Annotated in this window: 14 protein-coding genes and 1 pseudogene; 10 read left to right on the top strand and 5 right to left on the bottom strand. The window is 72.8% G+C overall.

Annotated elements, in window-relative coordinates; translation table 11 throughout:
* Positions 1 to 272: 272 nt before the first annotated feature.
* The 7 genes from E1283_RS17855 to E1283_RS17880 all read left to right on the top strand — a co-directional run bounded on the left by E1283_RS17855 (position 273) and on the right by E1283_RS17880 (position 8,125).
* Positions 273 to 797 (top strand): PadR family transcriptional regulator, encoded by a 525-nt coding sequence (locus E1283_RS17855; protein WP_132819066.1) that lies wholly within the window; start codon positions 273 to 275, stop codon positions 795 to 797.
* Entirely contained in the window at positions 794 to 1,507 is a 714-nt protein-coding gene (locus E1283_RS17860) for an ABC transporter ATP-binding protein (protein ID WP_132819067.1), read from the top strand. The genes E1283_RS17855 and E1283_RS17860 overlap by 4 nt, the downstream gene beginning before the upstream one ends.
* The gene (locus E1283_RS39730) at positions 1,504 to 3,012 is read left to right on the top strand and encodes an FtsX-like permease family protein (RefSeq protein ID WP_341829933.1); all 1,509 of its coding nucleotides are present in this window, start codon (positions 1,504 to 1,506) and stop codon (positions 3,010 to 3,012) included. The genes E1283_RS17860 and E1283_RS39730 overlap by 4 nt, the downstream gene beginning before the upstream one ends.
* Before the next feature lie 500 nt (positions 3,013 to 3,512).
* Positions 3,513 to 3,836 (top strand): FtsX-like permease family protein, encoded by a 324-nt coding sequence (locus E1283_RS39735; protein WP_341829935.1) that lies wholly within the window; start codon positions 3,513 to 3,515, stop codon positions 3,834 to 3,836.
* A gap of 58 nt (positions 3,837 to 3,894) precedes the next feature.
* Positions 3,895 to 5,289: a class II fumarate hydratase gene (locus tag E1283_RS17870; protein WP_132819068.1), complete on the top strand. Its 1,395-nt coding sequence runs from the start codon at positions 3,895 to 3,897 to the stop codon at positions 5,287 to 5,289.
* Between the two features lie 101 nt (positions 5,290 to 5,390).
* Complete coding sequence (fomD, locus tag E1283_RS17875) at positions 5,391 to 6,155, top strand: cytidylyl-2-hydroxypropylphosphonate hydrolase (protein ID WP_132819069.1); 765 nt, start codon at positions 5,391 to 5,393, stop codon at positions 6,153 to 6,155.
* Between the two features lie 101 nt (positions 6,156 to 6,256).
* Complete coding sequence (locus E1283_RS17880) at positions 6,257 to 8,125, top strand: ATP-binding SpoIIE family protein phosphatase (protein ID WP_243744913.1); 1,869 nt, start codon at positions 6,257 to 6,259, stop codon at positions 8,123 to 8,125.
* Here E1283_RS17880 and ahpD read toward each other — a convergent pair.
* Both ahpD and E1283_RS17890 read right to left on the bottom strand, forming a co-directional pair.
* Positions 8,122 to 8,691, bottom strand: a complete 570-nt coding sequence (ahpD, locus tag E1283_RS17885; protein ID WP_132819071.1) for an alkylhydroperoxidase, AhpD family — start codon at positions 8,689 to 8,691, stop codon at positions 8,122 to 8,124. The genes E1283_RS17880 and ahpD overlap by 4 nt on opposite strands.
* A 13-nt stretch (positions 8,692 to 8,704) precedes the next feature.
* Positions 8,705 to 9,259 carry a peroxiredoxin gene (locus E1283_RS17890; protein WP_132819072.1) on the bottom strand — a complete coding sequence of 185 codons (555 nt, stop codon included), beginning with the start codon at positions 9,257 to 9,259 and terminating at the stop codon, positions 8,705 to 8,707.
* A 181-nt stretch (positions 9,260 to 9,440) separates the two neighbouring features.
* On the opposite strand from E1283_RS17890, the gene E1283_RS17895 reads away from it, so the two are divergent.
* Both E1283_RS17895 and E1283_RS17900 read left to right on the top strand, forming a co-directional pair.
* Positions 9,441 to 10,175 carry a DUF1707 SHOCT-like domain-containing protein gene (locus E1283_RS17895; protein WP_341829934.1) on the top strand — a complete coding sequence of 245 codons (735 nt, stop codon included), beginning with the start codon at positions 9,441 to 9,443 and terminating at the stop codon, positions 10,173 to 10,175.
* Positions 10,176 to 10,412: 237 nt separating this feature from the next.
* Positions 10,413 to 10,781 (top strand): WhiB family transcriptional regulator, encoded by a 369-nt coding sequence (locus E1283_RS17900; RefSeq protein WP_425086193.1) that lies wholly within the window; start codon positions 10,413 to 10,415, stop codon positions 10,779 to 10,781.
* Positions 10,782 to 11,510: 729 nt separating this feature from the next.
* On the opposite strand, the gene glpX is transcribed toward E1283_RS17900, so the two are convergent.
* Entirely contained in the window at positions 11,511 to 12,539 is a 1,029-nt protein-coding gene (gene glpX / locus E1283_RS17905) for a class II fructose-bisphosphatase (RefSeq protein WP_132819074.1), read from the bottom strand.
* A 132-nt stretch (positions 12,540 to 12,671) separates the two neighbouring features.
* Here glpX and E1283_RS17910 point away from each other — a divergent pair, with 132 nt between their 5' ends.
* The gene (locus E1283_RS17910) at positions 12,672 to 13,316 is read left to right on the top strand and encodes a DUF4245 domain-containing protein (protein WP_243744914.1); all 645 of its coding nucleotides are present in this window, start codon (positions 12,672 to 12,674) and stop codon (positions 13,314 to 13,316) included.
* Between the two features lie 29 nt (positions 13,317 to 13,345).
* On the opposite strand, the gene E1283_RS17915 is transcribed toward E1283_RS17910, so the two are convergent.
* Positions 13,346 to 13,906, bottom strand: a complete 561-nt coding sequence (locus E1283_RS17915) for a malonic semialdehyde reductase (RefSeq protein WP_243744916.1) — start codon at positions 13,904 to 13,906, stop codon at positions 13,346 to 13,348.
* 79 nt (positions 13,907 to 13,985) lie between these two features.
* A pseudogene (locus E1283_RS39890) lies at positions 13,986 to 14,030 on the bottom strand (hypothetical protein); the annotation flags it as partial.
* Positions 14,031 to 14,053: the final 23 nt, after the last annotated feature.

Here is a 14,053-nt window from a genome sequence, read left to right on the forward strand (position 1 = left end):
CCGCGGCGCGCCAGCGACGGCGGCCGGGGCCGGCGGGGTGGGTGCCGGTGGCTCCTCCCGCGCGGTCTGCTTCTCCACCGAAAGGCCCCCGTCCACCTCGGCCCCAGGCCGGTACTCGCTGTAGCTCCCACGCTAGATGATCAGACGCCGCTGGGGTATGCGGCGTTGCCTGACCTATGCCGATCCGTGGCACCGAGGTGACGGACGTCGACCGGATGGCTATACCAAAGATGTATACCCGGGGTGTATACGCGCAGTGTATAGTCACGGTCATGTCTATCGGTCACACACTTCTCGGGCTCCTGGAGTCCGGCCCCCGCCACGGTTACGACCTCAAGCGCACCTTCGACACCCACTTCGGGCAGGACCGCCCCCTGCACTACGGGCAGGTCTACTCGACGATGTCCCGCCTGCTGAAGAACGGCCTGGTCGAGGTCGAGGGGATAGAGCCGGGCGGGGGCCCGGAGCGCAAGCGGTACGCCATCACCGACGCCGGCGTCACCGACGTCGAGGGCTGGCTCGCCACCCCGGAGAAGCCGGAGCCCTATCTGCAGAGCCTGCTCTACACCAAGGTCGTGCTCGCGCTGCTCACCGGCCGCGACGCCGACACCCTGCTGGACACCCAGCGTTCCGAGCACCTGCGGCTGATGCGCGAGCTCACCCGCCGCAAGTCCGGTGGGGATCTCGCCGACCAACTCGTCTGCGACCACGCCCTGTTCCATCTGGAGGCCGACCTGCGCTGGCTCGAGCTCGCCGCGGCCCGCCTCGACCGTCTCGCCTCGGAGATCCGCGCATGACCGCCCAGACGCCCCAGAGCCCCCAGAGCCCCGGGGGCGGCCTGCTCGCCGCCACCGACCTGCACAAGAGCTACGGCGCCACCCCGGCGCTCGCCGGCGCGAGCTTCGTCATCCGGGCCGGCGAGGTGGTCGCGGTGATGGGCCCGTCGGGCTCCGGCAAGTCCACGCTGCTGCACTGCCTGGCCGGCATCGTCCAGCCCGACTCGGGTGGCATCCACTACGCCGGCCGCGATCTGGCCCTCCTGTCCGACGCCGAGCGCAGCGCGCTGCGCCGCACCGACTTCGGCTTCGTCTTCCAGTTCGGCCAGTTGGTGCCCGAGCTCACCTGCGCGGAGAACGTGGCGCTGCCGCTCCGGCTCATCGGCACCCCGCGCCGGGAGGCGGAGGCCACGGCGGCCGAGTGGCTGGCGCGGCTCGAGGTGGCGGACGTGCGCCACCACCGTCCCGGCCAGATCTCCGGCGGCCAGGGCCAGCGGGTCGCGGTGGCCCGCGCCCTGGTGAACAACCCCCGGGTGCTCTTCGCGGACGAACCCACCGGCGCCCTCGACTCGTTGAACGGCGAGCGGGTGATGGAGCTGCTGGTCGCGGCCGCCCGTGACACGGGCACCGCCGTGGTGCTCGTCACCCACGAGTCGCGGGTCGCCGCGTACTCGGACCGTGAGGTCGTCGTCCGCGACGGGCGGGCCAGGGACATGGCGGGGGCGGTATGAGCACCCTCCGCGTCTGGGCGCGCGACCTGGGCATGGGCGCCAGGTTCGCGCTGGCCGGCGGCCGCTCCGGCTGGGCGCGCACGGCGCTCACCGCCGTGGGCGTGGCGCTCGGCGTCGTGGTGTTGGCGCTCGCCGCCTCGGTCCCCAGCGCCCTCGAAGCCCGCGCCCAGCGGGTGGAGGCGCGCGAGCCCGTCTGGGCGATGGACGACAGCGGGCCAGGGCCCGACACCTTTCTGACCGCGGGCGGCGCCACCGAGTACCGCGGCGAGGAGATCGGCGGCCTGGTCCTCCAGCCCGAGGCGGGCGCGGCCACCACCGCCGCCCCGCCGCCCGGCCTCGACGCCTTCCCCGGGCCGGGTGAGATGGTCGTCTCACCCGCCCTCGCCGAACTGCTCGACTCGGCCGACGGGCGGCTGCTCGCCGAGCGTCTCGACCACGAGCGGGTCGGCGTCATCGGCGACGACGGCCTGGACGGCCCGGGAGACCTCTACTACTACCTGGGCAGCGACGCCCTCGCCGGCGAGGCGTCCCGGGCCACCGGCTTCGGGAACCCCACCTTCGGCGAGCCGTTGACGGCCGCGATGGCGCTGCTCGTGCTGGTGATCTGCGTCGGGCTGCTGATGCCCGTGGCCGTCTTCATCGGCACCGCGGCACGGTTCGGCGGCGAGCGTCGGGACCGCAGGCTCGCCGCGCTGCGCCTGGTCGGTGCCGACATGGCCATGACCCGCAGGATCGCGGCGGGCGAGTCGCTGGCCGGCTCCCTCCTCGGCCTGCTCCTCGGCGTCCCGCTCTTCCTGGCGGCACGTCAGTACCTCGGCACCCTCCGGGTCGCGGACCTCAGCGCCTACCCGGGCGACATCGTGCCCGAGGCCGGCCTGATCCTCCTCGTCCTGCTGGTCGTGCCGGCCGCCGCGCTGACGGTCACCCTCTTCGCGCTGCGCGGCGTCACCGTGGAGCCGCTCGGGGTGGTCCGGCACGCCGAGGGCCGGCCCCGCCGGCTCGTCTGGCGCGTGGTGCCCCTGCTGCTCGGCCTCCTTCTGCTGGTTCCGCTCACCTTCCGCTTCGTCGACGCGGACGACGCCACCCTCACCCAGGCCGGTGTGGGCATCGTGCTGCTGCTCACCGGGGCCACCGTCGTGCTGCCCTGGCTCGTCGAGCGGCTGGTCGGCGCGCTGCGCGGCGGTCCGCTCTCCTGGCAGCTGGCTTCACCAGGCGGCTCCAGTTGGGCAGTGGCCCGGCGGCCCGCGCCGTCAGCGGCATCACCGTCGCGGTGGCGGCGGCCACCGCCCTCTACATGCTCTTCGCCGGGGTCCGCACCGTGGAGACCACCGACACCGGCCAGGACCCGAGCCGCCACCAGGTACAGGTCATCGGCCTGGACGCCAAGGGAGCGGCGAGCACCAGGGCCGTCGGCGACCTGGAGAGCCTGCCGGGCGTCGAGTCCGCCCTGGGGGCGGTCAGGGGCACGGCCACCGGCCTCACCGACGAGTCGTCCACCACGGTGACGGTGGGGGACTGCGCGGTCCTCGGAGGATTCGCGGAGCTTCCCGGCTGCACCGACGGGGACGTCTTCTTCCTCTCGGGCTATCTCCCGGGAACCGAGGGAGGGGAGGTGTTCTCACCCGGCGAGCGCGTCGACCTCTCGGGTACCTCGGGCGGGTCGCCTGAGGAGGGAGAGCCGGCCGCCGCCCTCTGGACGGTGCCGCAGTCCATCACGTCGGTGTCGCTCCGCTCCGATGCCGCCGGCGCCGTCTCCTTCGGCATCCTCGCCACCCCCGCCGCACTCGACAGCGAACTGCTCGGCGATGCCTCCACCGACGTCCTGCTCTCCCTCGACCCGTCCGACCCGGACGCCGTCGAGCGGGTGCGGAACGCCGCCTGGGACCGACCGGACGCCCCCTCCGTCCTGGAGCTCCAGTCGGAGCGGGTCAGCCTGAACATGGAGCGGATCCAGCTCGGCCTGCTGATCGGCGCCACCGGTGTGCTGCTCCTGATAGGCGCCAGCATGGTCGTCACCACCGTGGAGCAGCTGCGCGAGCGCAGGCACCTGCTGTCCGCCCTGATCGCGGTCGGCACCCGGCGCCGCACCCTCAGCGCGTCGCTGCTCTGGCAGACGGCGATCCCGGTGGTGCTCGGCCTGGCACTGGCCATCGCCGTGGGCACGGGCCTCGGCGCCCTGCTGATGAGCATGGTGGGCCTGCCGGTCGGCGACTGGCTGGCGTTCCTGCCGATCGCCGCCGCAGGCGCCGGCGTGATCGCTCTGGTCACACTCCTCAGCCTGCCGTCCCTCTGGTACCTGATGCGGCCGGAAGGGCTGCGGACCGAGTAGGCGGTGGCTCGTTCGGGTGGCGAACGGCGCGGCCGGGGCTGCCGGTAGATTCGTCCTTATGAGTGGGACGAATGAGTACCGGATCGAGCACGACTCCATGGGAGAGGTGCGGGTGCCCGCCGAGGCGCGGTGGCGCGCGCAGACCCAGCGGGCCGTGGAGAACTTCCCGATCTCCGGCCAGCGGATCGAGCGCGCGCACATCGCGGCCCTGGCCAGGATCAAGGCGGCGGCGGCGACCGTCAACGCCGAGCTCGGCGTGATCGACAAGGACATGGCCGAGGCGATCGCGGCCGCCGCCGACGAGGTGGTCGACGGGCGTTGGGACGAACACTTCCCGATCGACGTCTTCCAGACCGGGTCAGGCACCTCCTCGAACATGAACACCAACGAGGTGCTGGCCACCCTCGCCACCGAGCGCCTCGGCCGCCCGGTGCACCCCAACGACCACGTCAACGCCAGCCAGTCCTCCAACGACGTCTTCCCGTCCTCCATCCACATCGCCGCCACCGGTGCGGTCATCGGCAGCCTGGTCCCGGCCCTCGCCCACCTCGCCGAGTCGCTGGAGCGCAAGGGCCAGGAATTCGCCGGCGTCGTCAAGTCCGGCCGCACCCACCTGATGGACGCCACCCCCGTCACCCTCGGCCAGGAGTTCGACGGCTACGCGGCCCAGATCCGCTACGGCATCGAGCGGTTGAGCGCCTCGCTGCCGCGGCTCGCCGAGCTGCCGCTCGGCGGCACCGCCGTCGGCACCGGCATCAACACCCCGCCCGGCTTCTCGGCCGCCGTCATCGCCGAGGTGGCCCGCACCACCGGTCTGCCGCTGACCGAGGCCCGCGACCACTTCGAGGCCCAGGGCGCCCGCGACGGCCTGGTGGAGGCCTCCGGGCAGCTGCGCACCATCGCCGTCTCGCTCACCAAGATCTGCAACGACCTGCGCTGGATGTCCTCGGGGCCGCGCACCGGCCTCGCCGAGATCAACCTGCCCGACCTCCAGCCCGGCTCGTCGATCATGCCGGGCAAGGTCAACCCGGTGATCCCGGAGGCCGTGCTGATGGTGGCCACCCAGGTGATCGGCAACGACGTGACGGTCACCACGGCCGGCGCCTCCGGCAACTTCGAGCTGAACGTCATGCTGCCGGTCATCGCCAAGAACCTGCTGGAGTCCGTCCGGCTCCTGGCGAACGCCTCCCGGCTGCTGGCCGACCGCACCGTCGACGGCATCACCGCCAACGAGGAGCGTGCCCGCGAGTACGCCGAATCCTCGCCATCCGTGGTCACCCCGCTCAACCGCTACCTCGGCTACGAGGAGGCCGCCAAGATCGCCAAGCGTGCTCTCAAGGAGCGCAAGACGATCCGCGAGGCGGTGCTCGACGGCGGCTACGTCGAGCGGGGCGAGTTGACGATCGAACAGCTGGACGAGGCGCTCGACGTGCTCCGCATGACGCGCCCTTGATCATTTCCGGGGCGTTTCCCTACCGTTCCCTGACGGGTCGCACCCCCGTCAACGCGGCCGGATGCGCCCACTCCCCGGGGCGGCCCGAATACCATGTGTAGATGACAACGGGAACAGACCGGCCCCCGGACGCGCACCGCTGGCGGCCCGGTGACCACATCCTGTGGCGTTACCGGGCCAACGGCGGTGTCGGGTTCCACATCTGCCGGCCCGTCACCGTCGTCCGGGACACGTCGGAGCTGTTGGCCGTCTGGATGGCCCCCGGCACCGACTGCGTGCGGCCGGAGTTGGCCGACGGAACCGCCATCCACCTGGAGCCGCTGGCGACCCGTTACACCAAGCCGAGGATCACCGTTCGAACGCAGTGGCTGGGCACCGGCGTCCTCAAGCTGGCGCGCCCGGACGAACCCTGGTCCGTGTGGCTTTTCTGGGAGCGGGGCTGGCGCTTCAAGAACTGGTACGTCAACCTTGAAGAGCCCCGGAGCAGGTGGTCGGGCGGGGTGGATTCCGAGGACCACTTTCTCGACATCGCGGTCTACCCCGATCACAGCTGGGAGTGGCGGGACGAGGACGAGTTCGCCCAAGCGCAGCAGGCAGGCCTGCTGGACGCGGAGCAGGCGGCACGCATTCGCGAGGCCGGCGGCCGGGCCGTCCGGCTGATCCGCGACTGGGGTCCGCCGTTCTCCGAGAACTGGGCCTCCTGGCGTCCCGACCCGCGCTGGCGGGTTCCCCTGCTGCCCCCCGACTGGGCCAATTCCCCGCAGGGTTGGGACAGATCAGCCCCCGCCATGGCACCCTCACCTGAGGCGCCCATGGCGCCCTCGACCGAGGTACCAAGCTTGCCGAGGCACCCCAGAGCCTCTTGATATCGACCGGGGCGCCAAACGTAGGATCACCCCCACGACCACACAACTGCACAATGCCCCCACCCCGCACGCTAGTTCCCCGCCTGGATGGACATCCCCTCGTGACGGACCCGACCCCACCGCAGCCCGTGGCTCGCACGGCGGACGTACCCTCGTTCGTCGAGAGCCCAGCGCTGCCGCACGCCCGCTCCGAGCCCGGTACCGCAGAACATCCGCCCGTCCACCCCACCACCGGCGAGGGGCTGAACGGCGGGATGCGCGAGACCGACCGGCTGCGGTTCGTGGGGTCCGCCACCCGCCGGATCGCCCGGGGCATCGACGTGGACGAGATCGTCATCGGCCTGTGCCGGGCCTCCGTCCCGGCCTTCTCCGACGCGATCCTGGTCTACCTCCTCAACCCCATGCCGGTCGGCGACGAGATGCTCGTCAGCCCGCTGGTCCTCAAGCTCCGCCGCACCGACCGCATCCCCGAGCAGCTGGCCTTCGGCAACACCAGGGCCCCCGACACCGCCGACCCGAGCGGCTCGCTCCTCCCGCTGCTGGCCGGCGCCACCTCGCTGGTCGAGGTGCGCGGCAACGGCCCGCTGGCCGAGGTGATGCGCGGGGTGCGTCCGCTGTTCACCGAGTCCCAGGTGCCCAGGGCGGCGCTGCGGGAGCTGACCGGCGCCACGGTGATCCCCGAGGACCGCCGCGCGATCATCGCCCCGCTGCGCGGCCGCCGGCGGGTCATCGGCGTCGCGGTCTTCCTCCGCCCGCCGGAGCGCGAGGCGTTCGAGCAGGAGGACCTCCAGGTCGCCGCGCAGCTCGCCACCCACTCCGCGCTCGGCGTCGACAAGGCCATGCTGTACGGCCGTGAGGCGTCCATCGCCGACGAGTTGCAGCGCACCATGCTCCCCGACGACCTGCCCGCGCCCACCGGCGTCCGGCTGGCCAGCCGTTACCTGCCGGCCGCCCAGTCGGCCCGCGTCGGCGGCGACTGGTACGACGCCATCCCGCTGCCCGGCAGCCGGGTCGCGCTGGTCGTGGGCGACGTGATGGGCCACTCCACGACCTCCGCCGCCATCATGGGCCAGCTGCGGACGACCGTGCAGACCCTGGCCGGCCTCGACCTGCCGCCCCAGGAGGTGCTGCACCACCTCGACGAGCAGGCCCAACGGCTCGGCACCGACCGGATGGCCACCTGCCTCTACGCCGTCTACGACCCGGTCGCGCACCGCATCACGGCCGCCAACGCCGGCCACCCGCCGCCCGTGCTGCTCCACGTGGACGGCTCCACCGAGCTGGTCGAGCTGCCGCCCAACGCCCCGATCGGCGTCGGCGGCGTGGACTTCGAGACCGTCGAGTTCGACGCGCCGGCCGGCGCCACCCTGCTCCTCTACACCGACGGCCTCGTGGAGTCCCGCACCCGGGACGTGTGGACCGGCGTCCAGCATCTACGCGAGAAGCTGGCGGACATCTCGGGGCTCACCAGGCCGGACGCCGCGCTGCCGCTCGAGCCGCTGTGCGACGAGATCCTGGACATCGTCGGCCCCGGCGACCGCGACGACGACATCGCCCTGTTGGCCGCCAGGTTCGAGGGCATCGCCCCGGAGCGGGTCGCCTTCCGCCGCCTCGACCCGCGCGCCGAATCGGTGCGCGAGGCCAGGAAGCTGGTGCGCGAGAGCCTGGAGCGGTGGGAGCTCGCCGAGCTCGAGGACTCGGTGGAGCTGCTCGTCAGCGAGGTCGTCACCAACGCCGTCCGGTACGCCGAACGCCCGGTCACCGTCCGGCTGCTCCGCACCGACGTGCTGCGCTGCGAGGTCGGCGACGACGTGCCCCAGCTGCCGCGGCTGCGGCAGGCGGGGCCGGCCGACGAGGGCGGGCGGGGCCTCTACCTCGTCCAGCGGCTCGCCAGGAAGTGGGGCGCGACGCGCCTGAGCACCGGCAAGTTGGTCTGGTTCGAGATGGCCCCGCCCGCGCCGGCGGGCTAGCCGGCCGGCTGACCGAGCGGCAGCGCCTCCGGCGCGCCGCTCACCGCCGCCTCGGCGTCCAACGTGGTGGCCACGGCCTGGACCACGGCGGCGACCCGGAGCGCGTCGTGGATCGTCTCGCGGGCCAGCCCGGCCTCGCGCAACGCCTTCTCGTGCGCGTCGAGGCACTGGCCGCAGCCGTTGACCGCGGAGACCGCGAGCGACCACAGCTCCAGGTCGGCCCTGGGCACCGCCTCGTCGGCGAGCGCGGTCATCCGCAGACCGGCTCGCAGGGAGCCGTAACCGGGGTCGGAGAGCTGGTGCCTGGCCCGGTAGTAGACGTTGTTCATCGCCATGGTGGCGGCCACCGCCCGCACCGCGTCGAACGCCTCGGCCGTGAGCCCGGCCCTGGCCTCCGGTTCGAGTGCGCGCAGCACCCGCGCGGAGCGCGCCGCGACGGCGCAGGCCAGCAGGGTGCCCCAGAGTTGCTGGGGGGAGAGCCCGGAGGTGGTGGTCACCGAGCCGAGGTTGAGCCGCAGGTCCTTCGCGTAGCCGGGGAGCGCGGCCTTGAGGTCGTCGAGGGCCATCGGTACCGGTGCCTCACACGCCCGCGAGCAGCTTGACCGGATCCAGGGTCTCCTCGCCCCGGTTCCAGTTGCAGGGACAGAGCTCGTCGGTCTGCAACGCGTCCAACACCCGCAGCACCTCGGTGGGGTTGCGGCCCACGGAGCCCGCCGTGACCATCGTGAACTGGATCTCGTTGTCGGGGTCGACGACGAACACGGCGCGCTGCGCGAAGCCGTCGGGGCCGCGCACGCCGCAGGCCCGCATGAGGTCCTGGCGGGAGTCGGACAGCATCGGGATCGGCAGCTCGCGCAGGTCCTCGTGGGCCCGACGCCAGGCGTGGTGCACGTACTCGGAGTCGCCGGAGACGCCGAGGACCCGGGTGTCCCGCTCGTCGAACTCCGCGTGCAGCCGGCCGAAGGCGGCGATCTCGGTGGGGCAGACGAAGGTGAAGTCCTTCGGCCAGAAGAAGAGGACCCTCCAGCTCTTCTCCCGGTCCTCACCGGAGAAGGTGCGGAACTCCAGGGCGTCTGACGGGCCTACCACGCCCGTCAGTTGGTAGGCGGGGAACTGGTCGCCGATGGTGAGCATCTCGCGGGGACTCCATGATCCTCGTGGGGGTGGATGGAAGTTCCCACCGTGGCATACGTGACACTGCTCCCGGAATCACCGTTTCGGGTGGTTTCGCGGTTGACGGGGAATGGCCGCTTCGATGGCGGACACCGGCCCCCGGGACTGGTCGCGATGTATCGCGTTTCGGTACGCTGATCGAGTGACAGCCGAGAACCCGCCCGCCGTGCCCCTCGAGAAGGCGCCCCTGGACGGGGTGCCGTTGGACAAGCTGCCGTTGGACACGTCGGCGGCCCCACAGCAGGCCGCCGCCGGGCCACCGGCGGTCCGCGCCTCCGACGCGGACCGGGACCGGATAGCCGACATCCTGCGCGAGGCCCTGGCCGAGGGCCGCATCGACGCCGAGGAGCACGCGGAGCGGATCGACGCCGTCTACCGGGCGAAGACGCTGGCCGAGCTCGAACCGCTGATCGGCGACCTGCCGGCCGGGCAACGCCAGCCACCCGCGCCCGCGTCGGGCCACGGGCCGCGGCCGGCCGCCCGCCCCTCGGGCCACGGGCTCCAGATGTCAGGACCCAAGAACGTGGTGGCGGTGCTCAGCGGCGCCAGCCGGCAGGGGCGTTGGCGGGTTGGCGGGAAGATCAACGCGGTCGCGGTCTGCGGCGGCGTCGAACTCGACCTGACCGAGGCGATCTTCGAGCAGCAGCACGTGGTCATCAACGCCACGGCGATCTGCGGCGGGATCGAGATCAAGCTCCCGGAGAACGTCACGCTGCGCAGCGCGGGCAGCGGCGTCATGGGCGGCTTCGAGGTCAAGGAGACCGAGTCCACCGAGCCGACCGCGCCCGTGATCACCGTCCAGGGTGTGGCCATCTGGGGCGGCGTGGACGCCAGGACCGTGGGGGGCCGGCGTATCCGCGACCTCCGTGACGAATGACGCGCGACGTCACCGCGGGTCGACGCATAACGGAGTCGATTAACCGGAACGACTGACGTAACGACTGATACGACTGGCTTGTTGTCGCTCCGTGCATAAGCGTGCGCACAGCGGGTAGGGCTCGGGGGACCGTCACTCGTATGGCCGCATGATGGGAAGGGCGAACCGCGGCTCCCCCACGCGCGGGTGAGGGTCCACGCCAGGAGCGACCTCCGTAGCCGTCATCAGGAGTTGACCGTGCTGCAATCGTCACCGCCACAAGAGTCTCAGTGGTCCCCATCCGTCCCCACACAGCGCAGCCCGAGGGACCTGGCCGGTCCCTGGCATTCGGAGGCGGCCTGCCGCCGCGACGAGGCGGGGCTGTTCTTCGCCCCCTCGCAGGAGCCCACGGCGGCACGCCTGTCGAGGGAGCAGGCGGCCAAGTCGGTCTGCGCCCGCTGCCCGGTGCTCCTCGAGTGCCGGGAGCACGCGCTGCTCCAGCCGGAGCCGTACGGAGTGTGGGGCGGCCTCACCGCCGCCGAGCGGCGGGTGGTGCTGAGCCGGCGCCGGCGCCGCGAGGCCACCACGTCCGGCGGTCGGGCCGCGGACATCAGCCGCATCGCCTGACCGGTCGGGCGTGGCCGCCGGTTCGGGCGTGGCCGCCCTGCCGTCCCCGCAACCCGCGCCCACTCCGGCCGTCACCGGGGGCCAGCCGGCCTCGGCTGCCGTCCGACCGTCCCACCCGCACCCCTCGCCTCCGGCCGCTGGGCCTGGCCGGCCGGAGGCGAAACGGGCGCGACCGCCGGTTCGGGCGTGGCCACCGGTTCGGGCGTGGCCACCGGTTCGGGCGTGGCCGCCCTGCCCGTCCCGGCCGGCATCGCCACCGCCCGGCCGGCCGCCTTCCGCACGGCAGTGCGCCGACTGGCGCGGCTGCCGTGCGCCGTGGCCCCCGATGCGCCGCCACCGGCCCGCCGTCGTCCCGTGGGGGATTGCGTGGGCGGCGCCTTGACGCTTCCCCCGTCCGCTGCGAAAGATTGGCCCACCTCCGTGCGGAGCACGGGGGTTCACGCTTGCCCGCGCCACCGCCATGCCGTTGTTCCACGGTGGCCGCGGCCCACCTTCGCCTCGCGGACCGCGGCCGTACGTCGGCGCGGCCTCCGGCCAGTTGGCAGGCACGCCGCTGACGAGCCCCGCCCAGGCAGGTGATTTCGGGATTCCACCCCGCGACGCTGCCCTCGGCCGCCGGCCCGACCCTGCCCGGCAGACGGTTCCGGGCCTGGCGGCCCGGGCCGACCGAGGTTCGGTGGGCGGAGGTCGGCGTCGGGCTGCTCGCGGCCAGCGGCCAGCGGTCGGCGCTCAGCGGCCGCGGTCGAAGTCGATCGCGCTGTAGGCGCGGAGCTTGGACAGGCGGTGCGTGGAGTCGATCTGACGGATCGTGCCGGAGCGTGAACGGACCACCAGCGACTGGGTGGTGGCCGTCTCGCCGTGGTAGCGGACGCCCCGGAGCAGGTCGCCGTCCGTGATGCCGGTGGCGACGAAGAAGACGTTCTCGCCGCGCACCAGGTCGTCGGTGTGCAGTACCCGCTCCAGGTCGTGGCCGGCGTCCAACGCGGCGCGGCGCTCGGTCTCGTCCTTGGGCCAGAGCTTGCCCTGGATGGTGCCGCCCAGGCACTTGATGGCGCAGGCGGCGATGATGCCCTCGGGGGTGCCGCCGACGCCGAGCAGCAGGTCGGCGCCGGTGCCCTCGCGGACGGTCATGATCGCGCCTGCGACGTCCCCGTCCTGGATGAACTTGATCCGGGCGCCGCTCTCCCGCACCTCGCGCACCAGGTCCGCGTGGCGCGGCCGGTCCAGGATGACCACCGTGACGTCCTCGGGGGCGCCGCCCTTGGCCTTGGCGACCCGGCGGATGTTGACGGCCGGCGGCGCGTCGATGTCGACGAACTCGGCGGCCACCGGGCCCGTCGCCAGCTTGTCCATGTAGAAGACGGCGCTGGGGTCGAACATCGCGCCGCGCTCGGCCACCGCGAGCACGGACACCGCGTTCGCCATGCCCTTGGCGGTGAGGGTGGTGCCGTCCACCGGGTCGACGGCGACGTCGCACTCGGGCCCGGTGCCGTCGCCCACCCGCTCGCCGTTGAACAGCATGGGCGCCTCGTCCTTCTCGCCCTCGCCGATCACGACCACGCCGTTCATCGAGACCGTGGAGACCAGCGTGCGCATGGCCCGGACGGCCGCGCCGTCCGCGCCGTTCTTGTCGCCGCGCCCGACCCAGCGTCCCGAGGCCATGGCGCCGGCCTCGGTGACGCGGACGAGTTCGAGCGCCAGGTTGCGGTCCGGGGCGTGGGGATCGACGTCGAGCAGCGGCGGAAGGTGTTCGGGCATCGGGGGTGCCTTTCTGGGCAGAGGGTACTTTCGACTCTAGCCCGCTTCCGTACACATGAGCAGAGGGCCCTTCGGATGAGCGATGCCGGGGGCGGTGGTGGGGCGTCGGGCGCCGTGCGCGACCATGGCGGGGTGGCGAGCGAGACGGTGCACCAGGCGGAGACGGTGAACGAGGCGGAGACGGGAACGGAGCCGGAAGCGGCCGAGGACCGGCCGGCGGCCGGCGGCCGACCGGCCGCCAGGTCGCGCCAACGCTTCCAGACCGTCCGGAACATGGTGCTCTCGCTGGCGATCATCTGTGTCGGCGCCTTCGCCATGTACTTCTTCATCCCGCACGACGAGTCCATCGACCCGGTGCGCGAGGTCGAGTACGAGGTCGCGGCCAGCACCGCGGCCCGCGCCGCCCCGTACGAACTGCTCGCCCCCGAGGGGCTTCCGGAGGACTGGCGCGCCACCTCCGTGCGGTACGAGCCGATGGGCGAGTTCGGCGCCACCTGGCGACTCGGGCTCATCGGGCCGAACGACGACTACGTGGCGCTCGCGCAGTCCGACGCCGTCGTCGCCGGCTCCGACCCCTTCGTGGCCTCGGTGACCAGGGACGCGGAGGACACCGGCGAGACCGTGTCGGTGGCCGGCCGGGACTGGGCCAGGTACGAGGGCGAGCGCTACGACGCCCTGGTGCTGGCGGAGCCGGGCGTGACCACCGTGGTGTTCGGCTCGGCGGCCACCGACCGGCTCGTGTACTTCGCCGAGACCCTGGAGGTCAGGGCCGGCTGACGGGGCGCCCCGCTCGGAGCCCCGGAGCCTCAGAGCGAGGTGACGGCCTCGTCGGCGCTCAGCCGCGGCTGCCGGGGCGCGAACGCCGAGTCGGCCGGCCGGCCGATGTTCACCAGCACCAGCGAGCGCTGCCGACCGTCCCCGAAGAACTCCTTGTCGAGGCCGGCGGCGTCGAAGCCGGACATCGGGCCGGCCGCGAACCCGGCCGCCCGCACGCCGAGCAGGAAGTAGCCGATCTGCAGCGTGGCGTTCAGCTTCGCCGACGCGGCGCGCCCCTCCACGTCCCCCTCGAAGCTGTCCCTGAGCGCGGGCTTCGCCGGGACCAGCGTCGGCAGCTTCTCGTGGAAGTACAGGTCGGCGGCCAGGATGGCGGTGACCGGCGCCTCGGCCGTCTGCCGCTGGTTGCCGGAGGCGACGTGCCGCAGCAGCCGCTGCTTGGCCTCCGGGCTGCGGACCAGCGTGATCCGCAGCGGCGAGGAGTTGAACGCGGTCGGCGCCAGCTTGATCAGGTCGTAGACCGCCGCGACCTGCTCGTCGGTCACCGGCTCGTCGGTGAAGGCGCGGGCCGTGTGCGCCTCGTGGAAGAGCAGGTCCTGGGCGGTGGGGTCGAGCGCGTTCCAGCTGGTCCACCAGGTCCTTGGTCGGGGCGACGACCAGGACCTTGTCGCTGGGATTCCGACTGAGATGGCGAGCGATCACTTCGCCGCCGACCACCGTCTTTCCCAGTCCGGTGGCCA

The organism is Streptomyces hainanensis (genome assembly GCF_004348415.1).
Classification (GTDB): Bacteria; Actinomycetota; Actinomycetes; order Streptomycetales; family Streptomycetaceae; genus Streptomyces; species Streptomyces hainanensis.

What these genes read in the sequence shown, in the direction of transcription:
- E1283_RS17855 (WP_132819066.1), top strand. Translation starts at nt 273, where the DNA reads ATGTCTATCGGTCACACACTTCTCGGGCTCCTGGAGTCCGGCCCCCGC.
- E1283_RS17860 (WP_132819067.1), top strand. Translation starts at nt 794, where the DNA reads ATGACCGCCCAGACGCCCCAGAGCCCCCAGAGCCCCGGGGGCGGCCTG.
- E1283_RS39730 (WP_341829933.1), top strand. Translation starts at nt 1,504, where the DNA reads ATGAGCACCCTCCGCGTCTGGGCGCGCGACCTGGGCATGGGCGCCAGG.
- E1283_RS39735 (WP_341829935.1), top strand. Translation starts at nt 3,513, where the DNA reads ATGGTCGTCACCACCGTGGAGCAGCTGCGCGAGCGCAGGCACCTGCTG.
- E1283_RS17870 (WP_132819068.1), top strand. Translation starts at nt 3,895, where the DNA reads ATGAGTGGGACGAATGAGTACCGGATCGAGCACGACTCCATGGGAGAG.
- fomD (WP_132819069.1), top strand. Translation starts at nt 5,391, where the DNA reads ATGACAACGGGAACAGACCGGCCCCCGGACGCGCACCGCTGGCGGCCC.
- ahpD (WP_132819071.1), bottom strand. Translation starts at nt 8,691, where the DNA reads ATGGCCCTCGACGACCTCAAGGCCGCGCTCCCCGGCTACGCGAAGGAC.
- E1283_RS17890 (WP_132819072.1), bottom strand. Translation starts at nt 9,259, where the DNA reads ATGCTCACCATCGGCGACCAGTTCCCCGCCTACCAACTGACGGGCGTG.
- glpX (WP_132819074.1), bottom strand. Translation starts at nt 12,539, where the DNA reads ATGCCCGAACACCTTCCGCCGCTGCTCGACGTCGATCCCCACGCCCCG.